The following is a 23,420-nucleotide window of genomic DNA, read 5'->3' as shown; positions in this document are numbered from 1 at the left end:
ATGCGTTTCCCTCAGGCCTAGACGAAAGGCATCTTGCCTGAGCGTCTGAAGGCCATCCGATGCCTTCGGCGCCGAACGTCTCTGGAAAGGTAGCACGCCTCATGACTAAGTCGGGATCGGCTGCCTCCCTCCGGCGTAGAGGCGGTCCTATGCTTCCGATCCTCATCCTTCTGGCCTGGGTGAGCCTTGCCGGCGGTGGCTGCGTGACCATGGAGGCCCGGCGCGAGGCCGTGGTACCGCCACCGAACGCGGCGTTCACCGCCATGTATGGTGCGCGTCCCGACGAACGGTTCCCCCTTCCGGCGACCGAGATCGGCAGCATCGATCCCCGCTACTTTCGCCAGGAGGTCGCCTATCCGCGCGCCGAAACGCCAGGTACGCTGGTCGTCGATCCGGGTAACAAGTTTCTCTATCTCGTACGCGAGAACGGCCGAGCCCTGCGTTATGGTGTCGGCGTCGGCAGGGCCGGTCTGGCCTGGAGCGGATCGGCGCGGGTGGGACGCAAGGCCGAGTGGCCACGCTGGACCCCGACGGCGGACATGTTCGCACGGGAACCGGACCGCAACGGGCCGTGGCGCAACGGCATGGCCGGGGGTCCCGGCAACCCGCTAGGACCGCGCGCGCTCTACCTGTTCGAAGGTCCGCGCGATACGCTCTACCGCATCCACGGCACCACAGAACCGCAATCCATCGGCACCGATGTCTCCTCCGGCTGTATCCGGATGTTCAATCAGGACATCATCGATCTCTACGGCCGCGTTCCGGTCGAGACGCGGGTTGTCGTGCTACCGGCGGACGAGCATGTCGAGACATTTGAAGGCCCCGTCGCCCAGTCTGCATCTTCCTCGGTGCGTGGCTGAGGGCATCGGATCGGCGGGCGGTCTGCGAGAGGCAGGTCTCGAAGCTGGCGCGTGCGATCATGGGAGACGGCGGAGCGATGCGACACCCGGATCTGGAACTCGATCTGCTGCGGGCCTTCGTGGCGGTGGCCGAGACGGGGAGTTTCACGGCCGCCGCCGACGTCGTGCATCGCTCGCAATCGGCGGTGAGCCAGAAAGTCCTGCGCCTCGAGGAGATCCTGGGCCGGCGGGTCTTCGACCGGACCAGCCGCATGCTTGGACTGACGCCGGACGGCGAGCGCCTGCTCGTGGCGGCCCGCCAGATGCTGGAGTTCAACGACCGGTTCCTGCGCGGATGGCGGGAGCCGCCGGCGAGCGGCACCCTGCGGCTCGGTGTGTCGGAGGACTTCATCCCCGGTCAGTTGCCGAAGCTCCTCGCCCGGTTCGGCCGCCTCTATCCCGACGTCCATATCCCGCTGATGACGGGGTTGAGCTGCAACCTCCTCGAAGCCTACGACGCGGACCGGGTCGATGCGGTCATCGTCAAGCGCAGTGGTGCGAACGGGCGGGGGCGCGTGATCTGGCGCGAGCCTTTCGTCTGGCTCGCCTCCGCCGATTATCAGCTCGATTTTACGAAGCCCGCGCGCCTGGTGATGCTGGCGGCCCCCTGCAGCTATCGCGAGCAGATGATCGCGGCCCTCGATTCCGTACGGCGCGACTGGGTCGCCGCGTGCACGGCGAGCAGCCTGATGGGCGTCCAGGCAGCGGTGGCGGGCGGGCTCGGGGTGACGTTGCTCGGGCGCTCCTTCGTGCAGGAGGGCATACAGATCCTGCGGGCGCCCGAGCTCTGGCCGGCCCTGCCCATGACCGAGGTCAGCGTACTCGGCGAAGACCGGGCACCCGACCTCGTGGAGCCACTGATCACCTTCCTCAGCCAGAGCCTCGCCGGCCATGACGGGCTCACCATCGCGGCCTGAGCGTCGGCGGACGATCAGCACGTCTGGGGCGTTGCGCACCATAATGGGGTCCGGCGGGGCCGGTACAGACGCAGGGATAAGCAGATCATGTCCGAGCACGTCCATCTGATCGCCCGCCTTGTGGCCCGCGAAGGACAGGAGGCAGCGCTAGTTCAGGCCATGGCGGCGCTGGTGCCCGCCGTGCTCGCGGAACCCGGCTGTCTCGCCTATGTGGCTCACGAAAGTCGTGAGCGGCCCGGCACGATCGTGATGTACGAGGTCTGGGAAAGTCAGGCCGCCCTCGACATCCATGCCGATGGCGTGAATTTCCATACGCTCGCCGCCCGCTTCGACGAACTCCTGAGCGAGCCGCTCGCGATCGAAATCCTGAACAGGATCGCCTGATCGTCGAACTTCACAGCGCTCGCCGGACGTTCGGGCCCCCTTTCGGCCTCGACATTCCACCGACCGCGAGCGGTGCTCAAGCCTCCGGGGCGTTGCGGGCCATGAAGGTCTCGGGCGCCCCGTCGGCGGGATCGACGAAGATGATATCGGTGGGCGCGCGGCGCGGCGTGTTGATCGAGAGGAGGATCATCGGCCCCTGCGTGATCGTCGGCAGGGCGTGAACGGTGCCGCGCTCGAAGGACAGGAGTTCGCCAGGGCCGAGTGGGCTGGCCCAGACGCGAACAACATCGCCGCACCGGCGCCCGCCAACACGCTACGCCTGTCCGGGGCCGATGCCCCGCTCATGCCCAGCCCTCCAGGACGATCTTGCCCTTGGCCCGCCCGCTCTCGATCAGCGCATGCGCACGCCGAAGGTTGACGGCCGAGATCGGGCCGAAGCTCTCGGCGAAGGTGGTTTTCAGCGTGCCCGCATCCACGAGGCGCGCAACCTCGTCGAGGAGCCGCCCCTGTGCTTCCATGTCGGCGGTCTCGAACATCGAGCGCGTGAACATGAACTCCCAGTGGGTCGACACGCTCTTGCGCTTGAAGGGTACCACGTTGAGGCTCTCCGGATCGTCGATCAGCGCGAAGCGACCCTGCGGCGCGATCAGTTCGGCGATCTCGGCCACGTGCTGATCGGTGTTGGTGGTCGAGAACACGAAGCCCGGTGCGCCCAATCCCAGCGCCGCGATCTCGGCAGCGATCGGTTGGGTGTGATCGATGATGTGATGGGCACCGAGCTCGCGGCTCCAGGCGGCGGTCTCGGGCCTCGAGGCGGTGGTGATGACGGTCAGATTCGTGAGCTGGCGGGCGAGCTGCGTCGCGATGGATCCGACGCCGCCCGCCCCGCCGATGATGAGGATCGACCGGGCGGCACCCGGCACCGGCTTGCCGACGTCGAGCCGGTCGAACAAAGCTTCCCAGGCGGTGATCGCGGTCAGCGGCATCGCTGCGGCCTCGGCCGCCGAAAGCGAAGCGGGCTTGTGGCCGACGATGCGTTCATCGACGCAGTGGAGCTCGGCATTCGTCCCGGGCCGCCCCAGCGCTCCGGCGTAGAACACGGCATCCCCGGTTCGGAACAGTCGAGCCTCTTCGCCGACCGCCTCGACGATTCCGACCGCGTCGTAGCCGAGGATGTGCGGCTGGCCCTCGGCCGGGGTGACGCGGGCGCGGACCTTTGTGTCGACGGGGTTCACCGAGACGGCCTGCACCCGGACGAGCAGATCGCGCGGACCGGGCGTCGGGGCTGGCAGATCGAGATCGACCAGCGACACTTCGTTCTCGATCGGCAGGGATGTGTGAAAACCGACGGCCTTCATTAGAGTGCTCCTCGTTTGGTGGGGAAGTCAGGGACGGGATCGGTACCGTGCTCGCGGCGATGCCCAGCACGATGGCAAAGGACCGACGATCAGGTCGAGGCTCGAGGCCTCGTGCAGGGCTGTGATGGAGAGGGCGAGACCGGTGACCGGCACCGCGACCATGAGGTTCGAGATCGCCCTCGCCGAAGATCGCGCGCTCGCGGCGTTGACGGCGCAGAAGCAGAAGGCCGTGGGACGGGACCGACGAAGACGAGGCAGGTCCAGAAGGTGGCATTGCCGTCACCGGTGAAAGGCCATTCGGCGGCATAGGCCAGCGGTGTCAGGATCGCTGCAGCGAGCGGCCGCACGACATCCCCCATCGGGCGAGCGCGTGCGGGCCCGGCCGAAACCGGCCCATCGCGACGGGCAGGGCGGGCAGCGGCACGTGGGGCAGGAGTCGTCGCTGAGGCGGCCATGATTGGCGTCTTCCGGGACAGGCATCTCGGTTCGGTCGCGTCCGGTTGCGGGGTTCGCGGCGCGAATCCTCATCGACAGCGCCCCCTCAGAATGCCGTCCGATCTACAATTCGATAAGCGCGTAATTCTGATCGATGCGATAAAGAAAACGACTGAACGGTTCGACGGGAGCGACAGGGCACACGCTCCGTCATCGTCCTTTTCACCAAGTAGGTGCTGGACGAACGCTTCCTACGTTACGCACCGGACAACGACGTCCTATCGCGACATGCTGAATTGCGCCGAGATACTTGGAGGGGGGCCCTGGGGGTGGACGGATTGGACAAGGCTGATTGACCGGATTGTTGGATCTTCGAAGGATGAAGACCATGGCACGGCACCGTTCCCATAGCGTCGCGTTCAAGCGTCAGGTTGCGCAGGAGTACCTGTCCGGCGAGACGCTGCACGGCTTGGCCAAGCGCCACGATCTCTTGCGCAACCTCGTGCGCGTCTAAGTGCAGAAGTACGAAGCCGGCGCGTTCGATGATGACGCGGTCGCCGACGACACGATCCAAGCCTACGAGGCGCGCATCGCCGCGCTCGAACGGCTCGTCGGCCGGCAGGCGCTTGAGCTTGAGTTTTTAAAGGGAGCTCTGCGCAACGGACCGTTGCCGAGAAGCGAGCCTACGTCCGTAATCACCGGCCCGGCAGCCTCTCCGTCGCGGAGGGATGCCGACGGATGAGTCTGGCGCACTCCACCTACTACGACGCTCCGATGCGTGCTGCCGACGGCACCGCCCGAGTCGAGGCTATGGCCGCGGTCGGCGACGCGTTCGAAGCCTACGGCTGGCGCCGCGTCCAGGCAGCTCTGCGCCAGCAGGGATGGCGGGTGAATCACAAAAAGGTCCGCCGCCTCATGCGCGCCCATGACCTGCAGCCACGCGTTCGGCGCCGCTATGTCACGACCACCGATAGCGATTACGAGAGCCCGATCTTCCCGAACATGGCCCGACATGGTTGTGTCCCAGGCAGTGGTGTAGCTGACGGGTGGTCATCGGCGGTTGCCGGGTAGGGTCGGGTTGCGACTTCCAGCCCCGAACCGGAGAGCTCCCCGATGACCGACGAGATCATGGCCCTGCGTGGGTTGATGGAGGAGAGCGCCGACACCGATCTGCTGCGCGAAATGATCGGCTTTGTCGCCGAGCGACTTTTGGAGTTGGAAGTGGGCGGCCTGACCGGCGCGGCCCACGACGAGAAGAGCGCCGAGCGGCTGGAGGACGACCGGATCGTCTCGGCCGCCGTCATCGTGGCGGTCGGCGTCAACAGTGACGGCCGGCGCAGGGTCCTCGGCATGGACGTCGGCCCGTCGGAGGCCAAGACGTTCTGGACGGCGTTCCTCCGGAAGCTGGCGCGCCGGGGCCGGCGCGGCGTCAAGCTCGTGATCTCGGACGCCCACGAGGGCATCAAGGCCTCGGTGGCCAAGGTGATGAACCCCACCTAGCAGCGCTGCCGCATCCAGTTCGCTTCGCTGCGCTCGCGGCGCCTCCGGCGTCATGAGGAACGTGCTCGCCCATGCCGGCCGCTCGGGCCGCCGCGTCGTCTTCGCCGATCAGCTTCGCCCCATAGCGCCCAAGCGCGCCGCCCTGATGGACACGGCGGAGCCCGACGTGCTGGCATACATGGGCTTCCCGGCCGCCCACCGGGTCACAAGCTCCACTCCACGACCCCCCTCCAACGACTGAACGGCGAGATCAAACGCCGGACCGAAGCGATCGGTATCTTCCCCGACGAGGCCGCCATCACCCGCCTCGTCAGCGCCATCCTGCTGGAGCGGAACGACGAATGGGCCGTGCAACGTGCCCGCTACATGACCCTGGAAAGCATCGCCCCAATCGGCGATGATCCCCTCATCAGCCTGCCGACCCTGGCAGCCTGATCCTCCCGACCCAAGCCGGTGATCGTGGTGGCCCACACCAAGCTACACCACGCCAAGGGACACGACCTCTGGGAAAGCCGGCGCGGTTCAAACAGTGGGTTGGTTTCGTTTCCGACCGCCCCTTGCCGCGACCCACCCAAGCGGGGTCAAAACACGTTTCCGGTTCCGGTAGCCCTCGAATGGTCCTCGCGTCGAGTCAATTTCGAGGCATCATAAAAGGAAAAAGGTGGTGGGGCACCCATCCGGTCCAAACCGGTCTCTGCTGCCATTTCCCTGCTAACAGGGAAAACAACAGGGAAAACGGCGCGGTACAGTTCCCGAGCTCGGTCTGGCCCGGTAATACAGCAGCCAAGGCAATGACTTAAGGGGCAATTCCCTGTGCGCTGGAACAGGGAATTGGTCTCAGCCAAACAGGGACGCGTGTCGGCGAAACAGGCAAGCCGATCGGCCAGGGCAGGGATCGTCTGGGTTCGAATGCAAAAAAGCCGGAGAGCCGTAAGGCTCCCCGGCTGATTGGGATTATGAGGCATCAGGGGAGGGGGCTAAGGTGTCTCCGAGCCTCGAGCGCATATCGCCAGCGTCGACGAACCGGACTTCAATGCCAGGGTGGAGCTTCGGACGATTGTCCAGGGCCACCTGCCGTTCCTCCGGCGACATCCCATCGAACTCCGTCGCCGGTGCCAGGGCCTTGATGGTATCGAAAAGGAGCTTGGCGGCTTTCATGTCGCCCTGCAGTGCCTTCCGGGTGAGCTGCTGGGCGAGCGCCTCGATCTGAGTGGTCCGGATCGTGCGGCCATCCTTGGTGATGGCAATCGGCTCACGTGCGGCCTGGGTGAGCGCGTCCAGAAGATCGCGCCGACCAAGCGGGGCTGAGTGCCCCCGGGGCCGCCCGCGGGGATTGCCGGACTGACCCTTCCGGAAGCGATGGTCGGCCGGCGGTTTACCGTACCCGACCTCGTACGCGGCGGGCCGCTTCGGTTTGATCATCGTGGTGTTCGCAGCATCCGCCATCACGCAGCCTCCTCGAGCAGGGCAGGGGCCGTACGGACCGATCGGATCTCGTCCCAGGTCTCGTCCGTACCGTCGAGAATGGCGTCACGGCCCGTGAACGCCTGCCAGCGCCGAACAGCGACATCGACATAGACCGGGTCGAGTTCGAGCACCCGCGCCTCGCGTCCCGTCTTCTCTGCAGCCAGCAAGGTCGTACCGCTGCCGGAGAACGGATCGAGGACGATCGCACCGCGGCGCGTCACGTCCTTGATCGCATCGACGACCAGGGCCACCGGCTTGACCGTGGGATGCAGCGCGAGATCGCCCGCGCCCTTGAAGGTGTTGACCCCGGAATAGGTCCACACGTTCGAACGGTTGCGCCCGTGCCGGCCAAGCTCGACATTGTTGGTGTGGCTCGCCGTGCCGACCTTGTAGAGCGCGATGAGCTCGTGCTGCGAGCGGTAGAGCGAGCCCTGCCCCGGATTGGTCTTGCTCCACACGATGAGGTTCTTCTGCTCGCCGTAGAGCGGTCGGGTCGCGGCATGCAGCTCCGGTAGGTGACGCCAATCCATGCAGACGTAGTGCAGAGCCCCGTCACACGAGACCGAGACGGCATTGCCGAGGCTCTCGCTCAGGAAGGCCATGAAGGCCTCCTCCGTCATCTCGCCAGAGCCCATGACGAACTCACGGTGCTGGACCCGGCCGCGGCCCATGACGTGGCCGTTGACGGGCACGTTGTAGGGCGGATCGGTGAAGACCATGTCAGCCTCTCGTCCGCCCATCAGACGCTCGACGTCATCGCTACTGCAGGCGCTGCCGCACAGGATCCGGTGCGGGCCAAGCTGCCAGAGGTCGCCTAGCTGCGAGACCGGTGCTTCCGGCTCATGCTGCTCGTCCTCGCGCGAGGCGAGGCGCTCCTCTTCGAGATCCCCCGTCAGCAGATCGAGCTCGGCGATCTCGAAGCCGGTGATGGAGAGATCCAGCCCAATCTCCGGAAGGTGGATCGAGAGTTCGCCAAGCTCGAGAGCGAGGGTCGCCCGATCCCAGCCGGCGAGGGTGGCGATCTTGTTGTCGGCGATCGCATAGGCGCGCTTCTGCGTGTCGCTCAGGTGATCGAGCCGGACGGTCGGGACGGTGGGCAGGCCGAGTTGCTTGGCTGCCAACAAGCGTCCGTGCCCGGCGAGCACGAGCCCGGTTTCGTCGACGACGAGCGGCACGGTGAAGCCGAACGCCCTGATGCTGTCGGCGATCTTGGCGATCTGCTTCTTCGAATGGGTGCGGGCGTTGCGCGGGTTGGCCCTGAGAGCAGCCGGAACCTGGTCGAGGATGGTCAACCCGGCCGTGGGGAAGGCCAGTGCGTTCGTCGTCATGATGGGGATGTCCTTGGAAAAGCGCGCACGACGACGAGCCCGCGTGCCGGACGGCAGCAGGGTCAAAGTCGGCGCAGTGCTGTAAGAGAAGGGCCGCTCAAGCCCGGAGACAGAAACGCCCCGGGGCAGGTGCCGCGGGGCGAGGGGACGTGCAATCGCGCAGCGAGCCTGTCAGGCGCGCCGTTCGGAAGGGATCACGATTGCGGGTGGGTCCAAGCCGGTCCGCTGCGGACACGAAAACTTCTACTTAATGAAAATGCGCAGTTTACCCGTCGGGTGTCAAGACGCTTCTTCGCGAGTTCTTGGCATCAACGGACACTACGCATCGACGACCTGAACCACTGTCCCGTCATCTTACGGCACGCCGATAGGACTTATCAGCCGTGAAGTTCCCCTCCTTCGTCCGTCATGGTTCGAAATCCGCCGGCCTGCTCTACGACCGGGTTGGGTGGTGAGCCGTCATGAGGTTGTCTCCCGAAAGGCGACATTCGGCTTGGCGCCCGTCGGCACTGAACCTACAGCGGCGGAGACAAGCCAGCTGACCAACTTCTCGACATCTGATTTCCGAACCGAGTGACGCGGGTGAACGACCCAGTAAGGGTGCGCGTCGAGGACTGGCCCGAAGGGTTGGACCAGAGCGCCGCTCATCAACTCGTCGGCGGTCAGCACATCCGAGAGGAGGGCTATCCCCTGGCCGGCGATCGCGGCCTGGATGACGTGCCCCTCGTCGCTGAACCGAATGCCCGCTCTGCCATCGACGCCGGTCACCCCAGCATGCCGCAACCAGGCAGGCCAAGTCGGCGTCTCGTCGGTTAGGCGGGGCCACTCGAAATGCAGCAGCGTGTGATTTCTCAAGTCACCCACGGATCGTATGGCGAGGTGGGGACTACAAGCAGGAGTAACGCGCTCGGACAGAAGCCTGTGAGCGCCGAAATCGGAATAAGGACCCGGCCCGTACCGGACAGCGACGTCCACGCCATCGCGCGCGAAGTCGATCAGGCTGTCGGACGCGTGCAGTCGCAGGTCGCAACTGGGATGCGCGGCACGGAAGTCGGCAAGCCGTGGCACCAGCCATTTCGCGACGAACGCGGTCGGAGCTGAGAGCGTGAGGACACCGGTTGGGTGCCGGCCGCGGATCTGGTCGATGGCTTCGGCGAACGCGTCGAAGCCATCGCGGAGCACAGGCAGCAGTACGGCTCCCTCGGCGGTCAGTCGGACCCGGCGCGTCTCGCGGTGGAAGAGGCGCAGCCCCAGGGTCTGTTCGAGAAGCCGGATCTGATGGCTGATGGCGGTCGGCGTGACGCCCAGTTCATCGGCTGCTCCGCGGAAGCTCAGGCGGCGCCCTGCCGCCTCGAAGGCCCGCAGCGTCGCGAGCGGGGGAAGCGATCTTCTCATCGTCATGGCTGAATGTACCTCATCCGTCCCGTGAGGAGAACGAGTTCGTCATCCCGTATCCCAACTGACACAAAGGCGCCTGCCAACGACAGGAGACTCACTTGAAAGCCATGGTGTTGACGAGGTTCGGGGGGCCGGACAGCTTCGAGCTTCGAGAGCTTCCTGCCCCCCGACCGGGACCGCGGCAGGTCCGCGTGGCAGTGCATGCGACGTCGATCAACCCGCTCGACTACCAGATCCGCCGCGGTGACTACGCCGACCAGGTCGAGCTACCGGCCATCATCGGGCACGACGTCTCCGGCGTCGTCGACCAGATCGGATCCAACGTGACGGAGTTCCGTGTCGGGGATGAGGTCTATTACACGTCGCGGATCTTCGACGGGCCGGGATCGTACGCGGAATACCATCTGGCGGACGTCGACATCGTGGCGCGGAAGCCGGTCAACATCACACATGCCGAGGCGGCGAGCGTCAGTCTCGTCGGCGTGACCGTCTGGGAAGGGCTGGTCGAGCGCGCCCGATTGCAGGTGACCGAGACCGTGCTGATCCATGGCGGCGCCGGCGGCGTCGGGGCCATCGCCGTCCAGGTCGCCAAGGCCATCGGTGCGCGGGTCCTGGCGACGGCGCGCGGCAGCGACGTGGCGCTCGTCAAACGGCTCGGTGCCTCGGCAGTCATCGATTTCGAGCGCGAGGACTACGTGGACGCCGTCAATCGCCTGACTGACGGCAGGGGCATCGACGTCGTCCTGGATACCCTTGGTCGCGACACGCTTTCACGTTCCCCACGCATTCTCCGCGAGGATGGGCGCGTGGTCACCCTGGTCGACACCGCGACGCCCCAGAACCTCATCGACGCCTGGGGCCGGAACGCGACCTACCACTTCGTTTTCTCGCGCCAGAACAGCAGCAAGCTCGATGCCCTCACGCGCCTCATCGAGCGAGGCCTGGTGGTGCCGCAGGTTGGCTTGGAGTTTCCCCTCGACGAAGTCGCACGCGCTCACGCGCGCTCGGAGGAGGGCCGGATGAAGGGCAAGATCGTGCTCCGGGTCAGATCGTGACGCCGCCTGATCTTTGCCGGAGTCCCTGACCTAATACGTCGCCATGTCCTGTAGGCCGAAGACGACTACTACACCCCAAAGCCAGCAAAAGAGGAGATAATCATGAAATTTCGCAACGGCCTTGATTCGCTTCTTCGCCCCGAAGACTCCGTACTCGTTCTGATCGATCATCAGCCCTACCAGCTCACGAACCTGAACAGCCACGATCCACACATGGTCGTCAACAATACGACTGCGCTTGCGAAATCCGCTAAGGTATTCGGCGTTCCCACCATCCTGACGAGCGTGATCGCCGATCGGGGCGGGGTGATCTTCCCACAGGTCACCGATGTCTTTCCTGGCCAAGAAGTGATCGACAGAACGTTCGTCAACACCTGGGAGGATGAGAAGGTAGTGGATGCGGTTAAGGCGACCGGCCGCACGCAACTGATCATCGCAGGCCTCTGGACCGAAGTCTGTGTTGCGATGCCAGCGATCCAGGCGGCAGGCGAAGGTTGGGACGTCACGGTGGTCACCGACGCCTCCGGCGGTGTCTCGGTCGAGGCTCACGAGGTCGCCATCCAGCGTATGATTCGGGCCGGCGTGAACATGTTGACCTGGCTGGCGGTGATGGCGGAATGGCAACGCGATTGGGCTCGGTTAGACACTGCCGTCGGTGTCACCGAAGTGCTCAATCAGCACGCCGCGGGGAGCGGGATCGCATATCTTTGGGAGCAGCAGCTCCTCGCCACACCCGTGCCGAAAGACGCAGGCTGATTGGAGAACGGCCGCCGCGCTCGGGAGGGTTATTGATGAGACCATCGAGCCTAGTCGTTGCGGTGGCGCTCGCCGCGATCTCCACCTCGGCCGGGGCTCAAGTCTCGACCAACGTCGCCCGTGCGCCGACGCTCACCATCGAGCGCTATCCGGAGGACTGATCCTACCACGCCGATCCCGCGAGGCGCACGGGCGGCTGGACGGAGCGGTTCAAGTACATCCCGCTGACCGGGGATGGCTCGATCTATCTCTCGACCAGCGTGGAGATCCGCACCCGCTACGAGGACTATTCCAGCGTCGAATGGGGATCGGCGTGCAACAATTCCTTCGTCCGGCTGCGCATGCTACCCTATGTCGACCTGCACGCGGGAACGCTGCGGGTCTTCGTGCAGCCCATTTTCTCCGCGATCACGGGCACCGGCCGCCCGCCGCGCCCCGTAGTTACCACAGGCGCGGATATGCTGCAGGGCTTCGTCGAGACTCACATGCGGGTCGGCGAGCGCCTCGCACTGCGGCTGTCGGTGGGACGCAAGCTCGTCTCGCTCGGTGCCGGACGCCTGATCGACACGCGCTACGGCCCCAACGTTCCGCAGGCTTTCGACGGCGTCGACGCCAAGCTGACGGGCGAGAGCGGTCAGGCGACCGCCTTGTCCTTCCGCCCGGTCGACATCCTTCGTGGCGATCTCGATAATCGGGCCTCCCGCCAGAAGAGGCTCTGGGTTCTCTATACGACGCGATGGCTGACCCGGGACCAGGCCACCGGGTTCGACGCCTATTATCTAGGGCTGGAGGATCGCAGCGCGGTGTTCGACTAGGGTGATGGCAGGGCGACGGACCATACCTACCGCACGAGGTTCTTCGGTGACACCGACGCATGGTTCTGGAACGCCGAGGCGGTCCTCCAGGGCGGACGCTTTGCTGGCCATCCGATTGCGGACTGGGGTGTTGGCGGCGAAATCGGCCGTCGCTTTCGCGACGTGCCGCTGCAACCCGCTGGCAGCCTCACCGCCGACGTGATCTCAGGGGATGCCGATCAGAACGACGAGAAGCTCGGGACCTTCAATCCGCTATTTCCGAAAGGTAAGTATTTTGGCGCGCTCTCGCCGATCGGCCCGCGCAACCTAATCCACCTCCGCCCCACCGTGATGAGGCCCACTGTCTGACGGGCACGACGCGAAACCAGGCCAGACCGGCGAGCTTTACGGCTTCGCGATAAATTTCCGACACGCCCATGCCGACGAACTGTATCCTCCAGCGGTAGAAGGTTGGCTCGGACACACTCATCTTCCGGCAGCCTTCGTCCACCGTCGCACCATTCTCCGTTTGCCGCGGGGCAAAGGCGGTCTGTTTGTTCGTGAAGCATTTGCAAGGCGTGGCACCCACCCTTCTTCAGGGTTCAGGATGCCCGGAAAACGTGCGCTCATCACGGACCAGTTTGCCGGATCAGGGTCAACTCGCCGGTCAAGTCACGCCGGGTTAAACCCTATTAACCTCAATATGTCAGCTTCGCTGGACGCACCTGTTTTTGCGTAAAGGCTTTTCATCTGAGCGCGGATCGTCTCCCGCGAGAGAGACGCGTCTTGTGCGATCTGATCGACAGATTTTCCGGTTGCGATTCCGGAGACAGCGCGCGTTTCCGCCTTGGTTAGCCCATAGACAAGGGAAACGAGCTGCGGATCGAACGCCGTAGCGCCACGGCCTAATTGTTCCATAAGCACGATGACAGTCGGCCCCTCGAAGTATAGCGAGACACAATCCTTATTCACTAAAATAAATGTCAGCTTTGTTTTGTGCGAGAACTGGCTGACGACCTTTGGCCCAGCATATTTTCTTTCCAACATCCCATTCAGAATGACCTGCAGTTGCGCGTCCCGTAAGCCAAATCGACCCAATGGAGAAATGCGAACAGGCGAATTTTTCGTCAGCATGGCCTGCCCGGCTGTAGAGATGGTTTTGACGCTCGCATCGTCACCGATCACGACGACCCCTATGCCGATCGCGTCAAACAATGCGACGCCTATTTCTGCCGCCGCGCGATTGTTCGCGCCTTTCCTATGGTAGTCGAAAGCGCGCTTAAGATGAGGGCCGAGCCCCGTAAGGCGATCGGCCATAACCTTCTTGAGCTGATGATCGCTTTGAGCGCTCAGGGTGGCAATTGAGAACGAGTAGTGGTTGACATCGCCAATTTTAGCACAGGCCATCGCCTTTATATCGTTCGGTATTAGGTAGTCATTAAAAAACTCACTGGCGACGAGCTTTTGGGGCGGAAACAGTTCATCGTCGATAAATCCGATTCCGACCGCTCGTCTTGTTAACGGTGGCTGCCAGACATTTAAAGCCGCGTAGTGGGCATTGTATATCTCAATTGACCTGTCCTCGAATCCTGCGTTGAGCGGGACATAACCCTGTTCGGGACTGGCGATGCCGTGCATCACCATTACGACTTTTCCATTCGGTATACCTGCCGCAAGGGTGTCCAGAAACTGCTGCCACGACGTCTCGCCGAGTAAAACTGCGTAAATGAGATCAATCAGTTCCTCGGTCATTTCACAGGCCCTCGCCACGCGATCACCTCCTCGTTTGCACAGCCCAGTCCTGGAGCGGCACCTTTAACCCTCAAGGGTTAAGCGGAGGCGAACTTATCGTTCTAGTCTTTTATGGAATCAGTTCCGGTACATGCGCGCCCTTCGCGCACCTCGGTGCCATGGCGAATTTCTCAAACTCGCAATGGCGGGCGAGTGGCAGCTGATCCGGAGACGATGGCTAAGGGTCCCTCCTGCACGAGATACGGACGTTGCTGTACAGATATTTGAACAGGAAGCACGACGGATGACCGGTGTAGCCAAATCACTGACCATATCGAGCATAGGCACGGCTCAACGAGACTTGGGTGGTGGCATCGGGTTCGTTCGGGACGTGATGATCAACGATACCAACCCGCTGAGCACTGCGGCCTGTACAATTTCGTCCGTTGCGAGTTCGCCCCTCGATCGGCTTCTTCCCGTTTTTGCGGGCCTGCATCCAACTAAGGCTTTCTATTTAATCACGAATTTTCTAAATCCTAGGCTCTGGCGCTGTGAGTTCGGCCGTGAACTGCCGCTCGCAGATGGGGCGATGCGCCCAAGAGAGCAAGCTTCCCCGACGTTAGTATTGAAAACTTGCCGGCGCACTGAAATGGGCCATTACAAAAGGTAGTCGTCCCATGCATCGCATTTCCTGCACCCACGTCCTATATTTTGTTTTTACAGTGTTCCCCGCGGTCAGCGTCAGCGTCGTATTTGCTCAGAGTACAAACGCGCCGCAATATCTCTCGCCTATGGCGTCAATAAGCGGCTCCATTGCGTATAATTTCTCGGCTGTTTCGCCATACAGTTGGCCGGGCGATCCCGTGGGTATCCCGTTTGCGCTGAACCAAACCAGCCCCTACTCTTTCAACGGGATAAATCTATCACTGAACAGCTCCGGTGCGGGCTTGTTACTGACGAGCCCAGGCTCGCTCCCTCAGAGCGGTGCGATTGGCGGAATCCTGCAGGCTGCTTCGGGAGGAGCTGCCGCGAACTCCGACGCCCCGTCGGCGGGCGGGACGTCCGGGACCGTAACAACGAATCTCGCTAACATGACGCTGAATCTCAGTTTCATGCAGGCGGGCTGGGCTCCAGACGCGCTGTACGGCCTGTACGCCCAGGCATCAGGCCAAACGGGCGGAGGGAGCACCAGCCACGACAATAGCGGTGCACCGGGCGGCGCGGCGCTCACTTCAAACGTGACGATCAACAACAGTACGTTCACCCTTGCCACGGACGCCAACGTTGCAAGTGGCGCCGCTATCGCGGTCGAGCAGAATGGCGGCACTGGTGGCACGGGCTATCATGACATGTCTGCCGGCCGCGGCGGCGCTGTTCAGGCCATGACTGTGAACCTGACCGACACTAGCGTCAGCACCAGCGGTGACAACATCGCAGCAATAGTCGCAAGGCAGCGTGGTGGCGCGGCCGGCACCGCCATCGGATATGACAACAGCAACGGAGCGGACGGGGGCAGCGGCAGCTCACTGACCGTCACGATGGCACAAGGTGCCTCCGGTCCCGGCAACATCATCACAACGAAGGGCAACAATGCGTCCGGTATTTTTGCTTCTGCAATTGGTGGGAATGCATCGAGTGGTGGTGACGATGGCAACGGTGTGAGCATTGACGTCACGCCCGGCAATGGTGGATCTGGCGGTAATTCCGGCGCCTCTGTTAATCAGACAGCGGTGTCCGTCGCAAGTACTGGCATTCTTTCGATTACGACGAGCGGCGCAAACTCGGCCGGCATCGAGGCGACCACCCAGGGCGGCGCTGGTGGCAACGGTGGCGAAGCGCGTGGCAGTGGCATCAACCCTAGCGGCGGCGGCTCAGGTGGTCGTGGAGATCCGGTCACCGTAAATCTTGGCGAGGGCGTAACCATTGTTACCAATGGCGCGACGTCAAGCGCCATCCTGGCAAAGGCGCAGGGAGGCCAGGGGGGTGATTCCGGTGTCGTCGACGCCAACGACACCTATGCCCAGGGTCAGAATGGCGGATCGGGGGGCATCACAGGGCTCGTCACTGTCTTACTGAGCAATGGCGTGACGCTCAAAACTTCTGGTGAGTCGGCTAACGGCATTACGGCGATCAGCAGCGGCGGCAATGCCGGCGATGCCGGAGATGTCACTGCCGGACTCGGGTCGGGGCATGGTGGCAATGGCGGCCAAGGCGGAAGCTCCGGCGGGGTTACTGTCACTTCGGGCGCATCCATCACGACCAGGGGCGACACATCGCGCGGTATCCTCGTGCAGGCATTGTCGGGCGGCGGCGGAAGGGGAGCAGACGCGACCGGCCTTACAGACAACACCAGCGGGACCGCTGGAGCAGGTGGTTCGGTCGGCCAGATCAGCGTCACGCATTCCGGCGCGATCACCACCTTTGGCGCCTATTCACAGGGCATTCTGGCACAATCGATTTCGGGCAGCGGCGGCGCTGGCGGCAACGCCTCCGGCAGTCCCTTCTCCGACAGCGGCGGCCGGGGTGCATCAGGTGCCGCCGGCGGCGTGATCGCGCTGACCAGCACGGGCATGATTACGACCTCCGGCGAGAGCGCCCAGGCCATCGTGGCCCAGTCCATCGGCGGCGATGGTGGCGCCGGCGGCACTGCAGGCGGCATGATCAGTGTCGATGGCGGGGCGTCCGGCAATGGGGGGGCCGGCGGCAACATCCAGCTCACGCTTGGCGGCGGCTCTGCGGGGGCATTGTCAACGTCGGGCACGCTCTCCCACACGGTAGTCGCGCAGTCGATCGGCGGCGGCGGCGGCATCGGCGGCAACGCCTACGGATCGGGACTCGACAGCGTGTCCATCGGCGGGACGGCGGGAGCGGGCGGCGCGGGCGGCACCGTGACCGTCGGTGCCAATGGCTTGGTCGCCAACACGACCGGCACCGGCGCGATCGGGCTCGTTGCCCAGTCCATTGGCGGCAGCGGCGGCGCCGGTGGGGCTGCCTATGCGACTGATTCCAATGGGTTCCTCAGCTTTTCGGTCGCGGTCGGCGGCAGCGGGGGTGACGGCGGAGCTCCTGGCACGGTGAATGTCGGTTTGTCGGGATCGACGATCACGACTGGCTCCAGCCAGAATGGACAGGCAAGCCAGGATAGCCAATTCGATGCGCCGGGAATCCTGGCGCAGTCGATCGGCGGAAGCGGCGGGGTGGGCGGGGGCGCCTCGGCCCAGGCCACAGCGCTCTCGCTGCCGATCCCCTCGGAGGACGGGATTTCCGGCACGCCGACATTGGCAATGGCTTACGCCGTCGGCGGCTCGGGCGGCAATGGCGGCTCAGCGATCCTCAACGGAAGCACGGCCTCGATCGCCCTTGGCGACGGGACCAGCGTCTCGACCTATGGCACTGGTAGCAACGGCGCTCAGGTTCAGTCGATCGGCGGCGGCGGCGGACAAGGTGGCGACAGCTCCTCGATGGCGGCCGGCGTAGGCTACGGCTCGCTGCCTGGCAACAGCGGCAGCCTGCTTCAGTTCGCGCTCAACCTGAGCGTGGCGGTCGGCGGCCAGTGCAGCTCGTCCTCCTCCTGCGCCGGCGGAGATGGCGGAGCTGCGACGCTGACGGTCGGCAACAACGCTTTGTCCAACTCGATCATCAATACCTATGGCGACTACTCGATTGGCGGCATGGTGCAGTCGATCGGCGGCGGCGGCGGCAATGCGGGTATCGGGTCGGCAAACACGAATAGCATCGGAACCAGCGCGAATCTCAGCATCGGCGTCACCGTCGGATCTACCGGTGGCACCGGCGGAAACGGCGGCGCCGCCACCGGCACGGTCAATTCCGATGGCGTAATCACGACCGCAGGCGTCAGCGCGACGGGACTGCTCGTCCAATCGATCGGCGGCGGCGGCGGCGTCGCTTCCGGAGGCTCTCTCAGCATAGGCGGCCTCATGAGTTGGGCCGGAAGCCTCAGTGAGACCCAGGTGACGCCCACGATTTCAATCACCCCCACAATCAATCTTGGGCGCACCGGCGGCAGCGGCGGCAATGGCGGGACCGTTACAGTCAACCATGCGGGTTCGATCAGAACCCAGGGCAAGAATGCGCCCGGCGTTGTCGCCCAGTCCGTCGGCGGCGGCGGCGGCGTCGGCGGGACGGCCGGCGTCGCGCCCTCGATTCCATCCGCTACGCAGCCTATCGTCGGCGCCGTCGAGGGCATATCGGTGCCGCTGGGCACGATCTACGTCAAGCCAACGCTGTCAATCGGCGGCTTCGGCGGCTCCGGCGGGGTCGGCGGCAGCGTGACCGCGAACCTCTCGGGCGGCATCACCACGCAGGGCGATTTCTCGCCGGGACTGCTGGCGCAGAGCATCGGCGGCGGCGGTGGCCTTGGCGGCATGGCCGTCGCAGGCGGGAGCGCGAACACGCCGCTGACCGCTTTGGCGCAGCTTTCAATCAGCAGTTCGCTCACGCTCGGCATCAGCGGAGGGGGCGGCGGTGGCGCCAATGGCGGTACAGCCACGGTCAACCTTTCGGGCTCACCAACGATTTCCACGAGCGGCTCACATGCGATCGGCATCCTGATGCAGAGCGTCGGTGGCGGCGGCGGCGTCGGTTATGACGGCTCCGAAGCACCGTCGGGCAGCGTTGAGCTCGGCATGACGGTGGCCACGCCCGGCGGCGGCGGTGGCGATGGCGGCACCGTTTCGCTCACGGGCAATTCAGCGAATTTGGCCTTGACGACGCAAGGTGACAATGCACATGGCATCGTTCTGCAATCTGTCGGCGGCGGCGGCGGCCTCTCGGCCACGGGGTCGACCTCCTCGACGAACGACTGGGCGGTGAATTTCACGATCGGCGGCCAAGCAGGCGCGCTGGGAGCGGGTGGCGGCGTTACAGCCGATCTTGGCGGGGGCGTCAGCACCATTGGCACGCAGGGCGTCGGCGCCGCGGGGCTTATCGCCCAGAGCGTGGGCGGCGGCGGCGGCGTGGTCGCGGCCTCGCCAGGGTTGACGGCATTCATCAAGCAGTTCGGCTCGTTGAACATCTCGTCGGGCGCCGGCTCGAGCAACGGCCTACCTGTCTTGGTCACGGCATCGCAGGCGCAGAGCTCGATCTCCACCTCTGGCATCGGCGGCCACGGCATCATCGCCCAGAGCATTGGGGGCGGTGGCGGCCTCTTCACTGGATATGCCGAGACCGGGCCAGCTCCGCAGCTGACCTCGATCTATAGTGGTTCGGCTGCCGGCGGTGTGGGCCTCGGCGGGAACGTCACCGTAAGCACGGCGGCGACTATTTCGACGACCGGGGCAGGAGCCTTTGGCATCCTAGCGCAGAGCATCGGCGGCGGTGGTGGCCTGATCGCCAGCAACGGCAGCGTCTTTGCCGGTCATACCAGCACGGGGGCCGGCTCGGCGGCGGGAACCGTGACGGTGAACGTCGACGGAAGCGTCTCGGCAAAGGGCGAGAACAGCATCGGCGTCTTTGCGCAGAGCAGCGCTCCCGGTGGAGCCGGGCCGATCACCATCAACGTCAATGGTACCATTGAGGGGGGCACCGGAGCACAGGGCGTCGGCATCCTGGTCGCTGGCGGGAACGCCTCTAACCAAATCAATATCGGTCCGAGCGGCTCGGTCTGGGGCCTGTCCGGCAGCGCTATCAAGGCGGTAGGGATGGGGGTCAACGTCGACAATCAGGGCCAGATCTACGGCAACACCTGGCTCCAGGGCGGCTCGATCGACGGCAACTTCCAGAATACCTTTGGGCATCCCCCCGACGAGACGGCCGGCACTTTGACCAATTCCGGCACCCTGATGGCTATGCCGGGAAGGCGCTCCTATGTCGACGGCCATCTTGTCCAGACGTCCACAGGACGGATTTCACCGCATCTCGACTACAGCAACCTGCGCAGCGGCACCTTTGTCGTAACAGGAAACGCCGTTCTCGACGGCAGCATCCGCCCGAACCTTGCCAGCGCGATGCCCAATATTTTTCTGCCGGCTTTGACCGTGGACGGCACCGTTTCGGGTTCGCTCAAGGCCCCTGACAGCCCGCTGTTCTCCTACACACTGCGCGAAACCCTCGGCCAATATGACGTTGCCATCACAGGCACGCATTTCGACCGGGCCCGCTTCGGCCTGACACAGCACCAAGGCGCCGTGCTCAGCGCACTGGAGCATGTGTTCGCCACCGGCAATGCCGGACTTGGTCCGCTCTTCGCTGGGCTCGATGCCAGTGCGGGCTCCGATCGCGGTCAATTCATGCACTCACTTGCCCAGTTCTCACCGCGTAGCATGGCAACGCTGTTCGCCCGCTCCGTCGCAGACGCCTCCAGCATCGCCGACAACTCAATGAGCTGCCCGATATTCAGCAGTGCCCCCGGGAGCTCTCAGGCGCTCCTGGTCGAGGGGGCTTGCTTCTACGCGACGACGCGCGGACAGCGAGCATGGCTCCGGGGCGATGCCGATCGTGGCAGGTCCAGCATGGACTCCGCTGCGTGGCAGGTCGGAGGGCAGAGCGAAATTATCCCCGGACTCCTGCTGGGCGGCGCTCTCGCCTATCAGGGCAATGCCTTTGGCGGTCGCGACGGCGTCTCCGCCGCGGGCTCGACCGTGCAGGGCGCAGTCACGTTGAAATACCAGTCCGGACCTCTGCTGCTGACCGGCGCAGTCTTCGGCAGTTATGGCGAGTACGACATCAAACGCCGGATCGCAGCGCCGGGTTACACGTCGATGGCGAGCGCAGAAAGCGCCTTCTACACTGCCGGCATCCGCACCCGGGCGGCCTACACTCTGCAGGCCGACGACTTCTATCTGAGGCCCTATCTGAACCTAGACCTGGTTCATGCCCGCAACAATGCCTTCACAGAAGTGGAGCCCGGTGGGATCGGCCTTACCTTCGCCGGCAGTTCGTATTCGACGGCCATCCTCACTCCAGCGCTTGAGATTGGTAGGCGTAATGAGCTTTCAGACGGTTTGGTTCTGCGCAGCTTCCTCTCTGCCGGCGTAGGCCTACGCACCACCACGAACTGGCGCGGTTTCGCTAACTTTACCAGCGCGCCTTCGAGCGATGGCTTCGCTCTGCAAGCATCAATCGAGCGGGCCTCGGGCCGCGTCACTGCGGGCGTTCAGCTCTATCAGGACGGAGCACTCGACGTGCGCATCCAATATGACGGCGAATTTGCCAAGGAAATCACGAGGCATGGGGCAACCGCTAGCCTCGCCTATCGTTTCTGAACCCACTTGGGTCCGGCCGATCTCCCGAACTGGAGCACTGAATCAGACGGATGGTTCAGGCGCTCGGTCGAGAGCGTCGAAGATGGCAGGGGCGCCTGTGAACCAGGAACAAGGTCAACTTCAACATTGCTCAAAGCCACACCTCAGGGAGGACCACTTTTAGGGGGTCGCCCCCCAGCGTCCGATAGATCCCGACCAACCTGCCGTGTTCGTCGTGGATGCAGTGACAGGGGATAATGCGTCGGCCACTCCTGCGCTGCCTCTGCATACTAAATGTAAACCGGCCAACTACTGGTATTATCTATATGTCGATCATGTTATTAAGGGTATATTTCATATTTTATATCTATCAATGGTAGTAATCTGCTCGTACCACAGTCATCTTGACGACCATCGGTAAAATAAAACTCTGCTGACTCGCCATTTGTCACTTGAACGGGCCAAATTGTGATAGAAATACTGAGCTGACGGCCGACTCAAGACTGTTCTTCGCATAAAGACCACGACATCGCCGAGCGCGTCGGCTGGGTAGGACCATCGCAGATCGGATTGACCGGTCGGTGTGCTGACCGAAGGTGTATGACCATAATGCTAGCTCTTCCCGCATTGCTGATAGAACTCACTCTGGCCCTGCCGATCGCGGACAGGGTGCCGGTCTTCGATGTCGAGCCGGGCTGCCGGGACGCCACCACGCTGATGGCCCTCGATGCCGGCCGGCAGAAGCTCTGCCTCGCCGACGAAGCGACGGCGCACGCTCAGGTTGCCAAGCAGTGGGCCAGCTATCCGGCCCAAGACAGGACGCGCTGCACGGCCGAAGCCCAACTCGGCGGCCTGGCGAGCTATGTCGATCTGCTTGAGTGCCTGACCATGGCCCGGAAGGCCAAGGCGGGCGACAGTTGGTAGCCGCATCAAGACCACGCCACACGATCCGACCATACCGATGCCAGTTTGAGGGGCCGCCCGTGCCGATCACGCTACATCTTTCCGGGCCCGTCCGACTTCTCGCCGCGACGGCGCTCGCCGCGCTGGCCTCCGGATGCCGCGACACCAACCAATACGTTCCTCCACCGCCGCCCAGCGTCACAGTCTCGCAGCCATCCGAGTGGACGGTGACGCGCTACTTCGAACTCACCGGCAACACCAAGGCGTTCGCGGCAGTCGATCTCGAGGCCCGGGTTCAGGGTTTCTTGGAGGCGATAACCTACACGGATGGGGCGGCCGTGAAGAAGGGCGCACCCCTCTTTTCCATCCAGCGCAACATCTATGAGGCGCAGCTCAAGCAGATGCAGGGCGCCCTAGCGGCGCAGCAGGCTGCCCTGGCGAACACGCAGTCCGAGTATCAGCGCCAATCCACCCTAGGGCAGCAGGAATTCGCATCGCAGGCCCGGGTCGAGGACGCCAAGACCAAGATGGACCAGGCCAGCGCCGCCGTCATGGAGGCGCAGGCCAATCTCGATATCGCCGCCATCAACCTCGGCTACACCCAAGTCTCGGCGCCGTTCGACGGCATCGTCACCAACCACCTGGCTGATGTCGGGGCGCTCGTTGGCATCAGCGGCCCGACCAAGCTGGCACAACTCGTGCGCATCGATCCGCTCTACATATACTTCAATGTGAGCGAGCAGCAGGTCCTACTGGTCAAGCAGCACCTGCTCGCCACGCAGCGGACGCTGGGCGATTTGTCGAAGATCCCGGTGGAGATCGGCCTCCAGAATGAGACCGGCTATCTGCATGCCGGCAGGCTCGACTACCTAGCGCCGCAGGTCGATCCAACCACCGGCACGTTGCTCGCCCGGGCGCTCATCGAGAACAGCGATCATGGGCTGCTTCCAGGTCTGTTCGTGCGGGTGCGGATCCCGGTTGGGCGCGACGACAAGGCACTGCTCGTCCGCGATGATGCCATTGGGACGAACCAGCAGGGCAGCTACGTGCTCACCGTCGGGACCGACGACACGGTCTCGCAGCGGGTGGTGAAGCTCGGTCCGCGCGAGGGGCGCTACCGGGTGATCGAGACCGGGCTCGGTCCCAGCGATTGGGTGGTCACGGACGGGCTCCAACGGGCGATCCCGGGAGCCAAGGTCGCGCCGCAGAAAGCGGCGGCGGCCGATGCCCCGCCCAAGAAGACGCCCCTGCAGCGCTGAAACATCCGCCGATCCCCCAGGCAAAGCCCATGAC

The 23,420-nt window shown here is 64.2% G+C and carries 17 protein-coding genes and 4 pseudogenes; 14 read left to right on the top strand and 7 right to left on the bottom strand.

From position 1 onward, the window contains the following. The first annotated feature begins 149 nt into the window (after positions 1-149). The 3 genes from ACYQOP_RS21410 (at position 150) to ACYQOP_RS21400 (ending at position 2,200) form a co-directional block, all read left to right on the top strand. Complete coding sequence (locus ACYQOP_RS21410; protein ID WP_461223947.1) at positions 150-860, top strand: L,D-transpeptidase; 711 nt, start codon at positions 150-152, stop codon at positions 858-860. A 77-nt stretch (positions 861-937) separates the two neighbouring features. Beyond that, positions 938-1,816 (top strand): LysR substrate-binding domain-containing protein, encoded by an 879-nt coding sequence (locus tag ACYQOP_RS21405; protein ID WP_461223945.1) that lies wholly within the window; start codon positions 938-940, stop codon positions 1,814-1,816. Positions 1,817-1,903: 87 nt separating this feature from the next. Then, positions 1,904-2,200, top strand: coding sequence for a putative quinol monooxygenase (locus tag ACYQOP_RS21400; RefSeq protein ID WP_461223943.1), 297 nt, complete (start codon positions 1,904-1,906; stop codon positions 2,198-2,200). Between the two features lie 76 nt (positions 2,201-2,276). Here the strand turns inward: ACYQOP_RS21400 and ACYQOP_RS21395 are convergent. After that, positions 2,277-2,459 (bottom strand): annotated as a pseudogene (locus ACYQOP_RS21395) (cupin domain-containing protein); the annotation flags it as partial. 82 nt (positions 2,460-2,541) lie between these two features. After that, positions 2,542-3,558, bottom strand: a complete 1,017-nt coding sequence (locus tag ACYQOP_RS21390) for a zinc-binding alcohol dehydrogenase family protein (protein ID WP_461223941.1) — start codon at positions 3,556-3,558, stop codon at positions 2,542-2,544. An 823-nt stretch (positions 3,559-4,381) separates the two neighbouring features. Here ACYQOP_RS21390 and ACYQOP_RS21385 point away from each other — a divergent pair. The 4 genes and pseudogenes from ACYQOP_RS21385 (at position 4,382) to ACYQOP_RS21370 (ending at position 5,928) form a co-directional block, all read left to right on the top strand. Further along, a complete protein-coding gene (locus ACYQOP_RS21385) occupies positions 4,382-4,507 on the top strand; it encodes a hypothetical protein (protein WP_461223939.1) in 126 nt (41 codons plus the stop codon). Continuing rightward, positions 4,508-4,735: a hypothetical protein gene (locus ACYQOP_RS21380; protein WP_461223937.1), complete on the top strand. Its 228-nt coding sequence runs from the start codon at positions 4,508-4,510 to the stop codon at positions 4,733-4,735. It abuts the gene before it with no gap. Then, positions 4,732-5,064 (top strand): IS3 family transposase, encoded by a 333-nt coding sequence (locus ACYQOP_RS21375; RefSeq protein ID WP_056426305.1) that lies wholly within the window; start codon positions 4,732-4,734, stop codon positions 5,062-5,064. The genes ACYQOP_RS21380 and ACYQOP_RS21375 overlap by 4 nt, the downstream gene beginning before the upstream one ends. A gap of 42 nt (positions 5,065-5,106) precedes the next feature. After that, a pseudogene (locus tag ACYQOP_RS21370) lies at positions 5,107-5,928 on the top strand (transposase). Positions 5,929-6,447: 519 nt separating this feature from the next. On the opposite strand, the gene ACYQOP_RS21365 reads toward ACYQOP_RS21370, so the two are convergent. From ACYQOP_RS21365 to gcvA, 3 genes are all read right to left on the bottom strand, one after another. Beyond that, on the bottom strand, positions 6,448-6,939 hold the full coding sequence (locus ACYQOP_RS21365) for a DUF5681 domain-containing protein (RefSeq protein ID WP_461223935.1): 492 nt from the start codon (positions 6,937-6,939) through the stop codon (positions 6,448-6,450). Next, positions 6,939-8,288 carry a site-specific DNA-methyltransferase gene (locus ACYQOP_RS21360; protein ID WP_461223933.1) on the bottom strand — a complete coding sequence of 450 codons (1,350 nt, stop codon included), beginning with the start codon at positions 8,286-8,288 and terminating at the stop codon, positions 6,939-6,941. Before ACYQOP_RS21360 ends, ACYQOP_RS21365 begins: the two co-directional genes overlap by 1 nt. A gap of 459 nt (positions 8,289-8,747) precedes the next feature. After that, complete coding sequence (gcvA, locus tag ACYQOP_RS21355; RefSeq protein WP_461223931.1) at positions 8,748-9,689, bottom strand: transcriptional regulator GcvA; 942 nt, start codon at positions 9,687-9,689, stop codon at positions 8,748-8,750. Between the two features lie 95 nt (positions 9,690-9,784). On the opposite strand from gcvA, the gene ACYQOP_RS21350 reads away from it, so the two are divergent. The 4 genes and pseudogenes from ACYQOP_RS21350 (at position 9,785) to ACYQOP_RS21335 (ending at position 12,660) form a co-directional block, all read left to right on the top strand. Continuing rightward, positions 9,785-10,741 (top strand): zinc-dependent alcohol dehydrogenase family protein, encoded by a 957-nt coding sequence (locus ACYQOP_RS21350; RefSeq protein ID WP_461223929.1) that lies wholly within the window; start codon positions 9,785-9,787, stop codon positions 10,739-10,741. A gap of 102 nt (positions 10,742-10,843) precedes the next feature. Further along, positions 10,844-11,497, top strand: coding sequence for a hydrolase (locus ACYQOP_RS21345; RefSeq protein ID WP_461223927.1), 654 nt, complete (start codon positions 10,844-10,846; stop codon positions 11,495-11,497). A 35-nt stretch (positions 11,498-11,532) separates the two neighbouring features. Then, a complete protein-coding gene (locus ACYQOP_RS21340; RefSeq protein WP_461223925.1) occupies positions 11,533-11,658 on the top strand; it encodes a hypothetical protein in 126 nt (41 codons plus the stop codon). Between the two features lie 57 nt (positions 11,659-11,715). Then, positions 11,716-12,660: pseudogene (locus tag ACYQOP_RS21335) on the top strand (alginate export family protein). Positions 12,661-12,706: 46 nt separating this feature from the next. Here the strand turns inward: ACYQOP_RS21335 and ACYQOP_RS21330 are convergent. Together ACYQOP_RS21330 and ACYQOP_RS21325 are read right to left on the bottom strand one after the other, a co-directional pair. Then, a pseudogene (locus ACYQOP_RS21330) lies at positions 12,707-12,880 on the bottom strand (transposase); the annotation flags it as partial. 83 nt (positions 12,881-12,963) lie between these two features. Further along, the gene (locus tag ACYQOP_RS21325) at positions 12,964-14,043 is read right to left on the bottom strand and encodes a helix-turn-helix transcriptional regulator (protein ID WP_461223923.1); all 1,080 of its coding nucleotides are present in this window, start codon (positions 14,041-14,043) and stop codon (positions 12,964-12,966) included. A 656-nt stretch (positions 14,044-14,699) separates the two neighbouring features. Here ACYQOP_RS21325 and ACYQOP_RS21320 point away from each other — a divergent pair. The 3 genes from ACYQOP_RS21320 (at position 14,700) to ACYQOP_RS21310 (ending at position 23,386) form a co-directional block, all read left to right on the top strand. Then, positions 14,700-21,245, top strand: a complete 6,546-nt coding sequence (locus ACYQOP_RS21320) for a hypothetical protein (protein WP_461223921.1) — start codon at positions 14,700-14,702, stop codon at positions 21,243-21,245. A gap of 588 nt (positions 21,246-21,833) precedes the next feature. After that, positions 21,834-22,148, top strand: coding sequence for a hypothetical protein (locus ACYQOP_RS21315; RefSeq protein ID WP_461223919.1), 315 nt, complete (start codon positions 21,834-21,836; stop codon positions 22,146-22,148). Positions 22,149-22,207: 59 nt separating this feature from the next. Next, positions 22,208-23,386: an efflux RND transporter periplasmic adaptor subunit gene (locus ACYQOP_RS21310; protein WP_461223917.1), complete on the top strand. Its 1,179-nt coding sequence runs from the start codon at positions 22,208-22,210 to the stop codon at positions 23,384-23,386. The last annotated feature ends 34 nt before the right edge of the window (positions 23,387-23,420 follow it).

It is taken from the genome of Methylobacterium sp. CM6247, from assembly GCF_054817925.1.
This window is presented reverse-complemented; position numbering and strand designations above follow the sequence as displayed.

Bases quoted from the DNA above. Each gene is read 5' to 3' on its own strand.
- ACYQOP_RS21385 (WP_461223939.1), top strand. From the start codon at position 4,382: ATGGCACGGCACCGTTCCCATAGCGTCGCGTTCAAGCGTCAGGTTGCG.
- ACYQOP_RS21405 (WP_461223945.1), top strand. From the start codon at position 938: ATGCGACACCCGGATCTGGAACTCGATCTGCTGCGGGCCTTCGTGGCG.
- ACYQOP_RS21320 (WP_461223921.1), top strand. From the start codon at position 14,700: ATGCATCGCATTTCCTGCACCCACGTCCTATATTTTGTTTTTACAGTG.
- ACYQOP_RS21340 (WP_461223925.1), top strand. From the start codon at position 11,533: ATGAGACCATCGAGCCTAGTCGTTGCGGTGGCGCTCGCCGCGATCTCC.
- ACYQOP_RS21410 (WP_461223947.1), top strand. From the start codon at position 150: ATGCTTCCGATCCTCATCCTTCTGGCCTGGGTGAGCCTTGCCGGCGGT.
- ACYQOP_RS21375 (WP_056426305.1), top strand. From the start codon at position 4,732: ATGAGTCTGGCGCACTCCACCTACTACGACGCTCCGATGCGTGCTGCC.
- ACYQOP_RS21315 (WP_461223919.1), top strand. From the start codon at position 21,834: ATGCTAGCTCTTCCCGCATTGCTGATAGAACTCACTCTGGCCCTGCCG.
- ACYQOP_RS21365 (WP_461223935.1), bottom strand. From the start codon at position 6,939: ATGGCGGATGCTGCGAACACCACGATGATCAAACCGAAGCGGCCCGCC.
- ACYQOP_RS21400 (WP_461223943.1), top strand. From the start codon at position 1,904: ATGTCCGAGCACGTCCATCTGATCGCCCGCCTTGTGGCCCGCGAAGGA.
- ACYQOP_RS21345 (WP_461223927.1), top strand. From the start codon at position 10,844: ATGAAATTTCGCAACGGCCTTGATTCGCTTCTTCGCCCCGAAGACTCC.
- ACYQOP_RS21390 (WP_461223941.1), bottom strand. From the start codon at position 3,558: ATGAAGGCCGTCGGTTTTCACACATCCCTGCCGATCGAGAACGAAGTG.
- gcvA (WP_461223931.1), bottom strand. From the start codon at position 9,689: ATGACGATGAGAAGATCGCTTCCCCCGCTCGCGACGCTGCGGGCCTTC.
- ACYQOP_RS21325 (WP_461223923.1), bottom strand. From the start codon at position 14,043: ATGACCGAGGAACTGATTGATCTCATTTACGCAGTTTTACTCGGCGAG.
- ACYQOP_RS21360 (WP_461223933.1), bottom strand. From the start codon at position 8,288: ATGACGACGAACGCACTGGCCTTCCCCACGGCCGGGTTGACCATCCTC.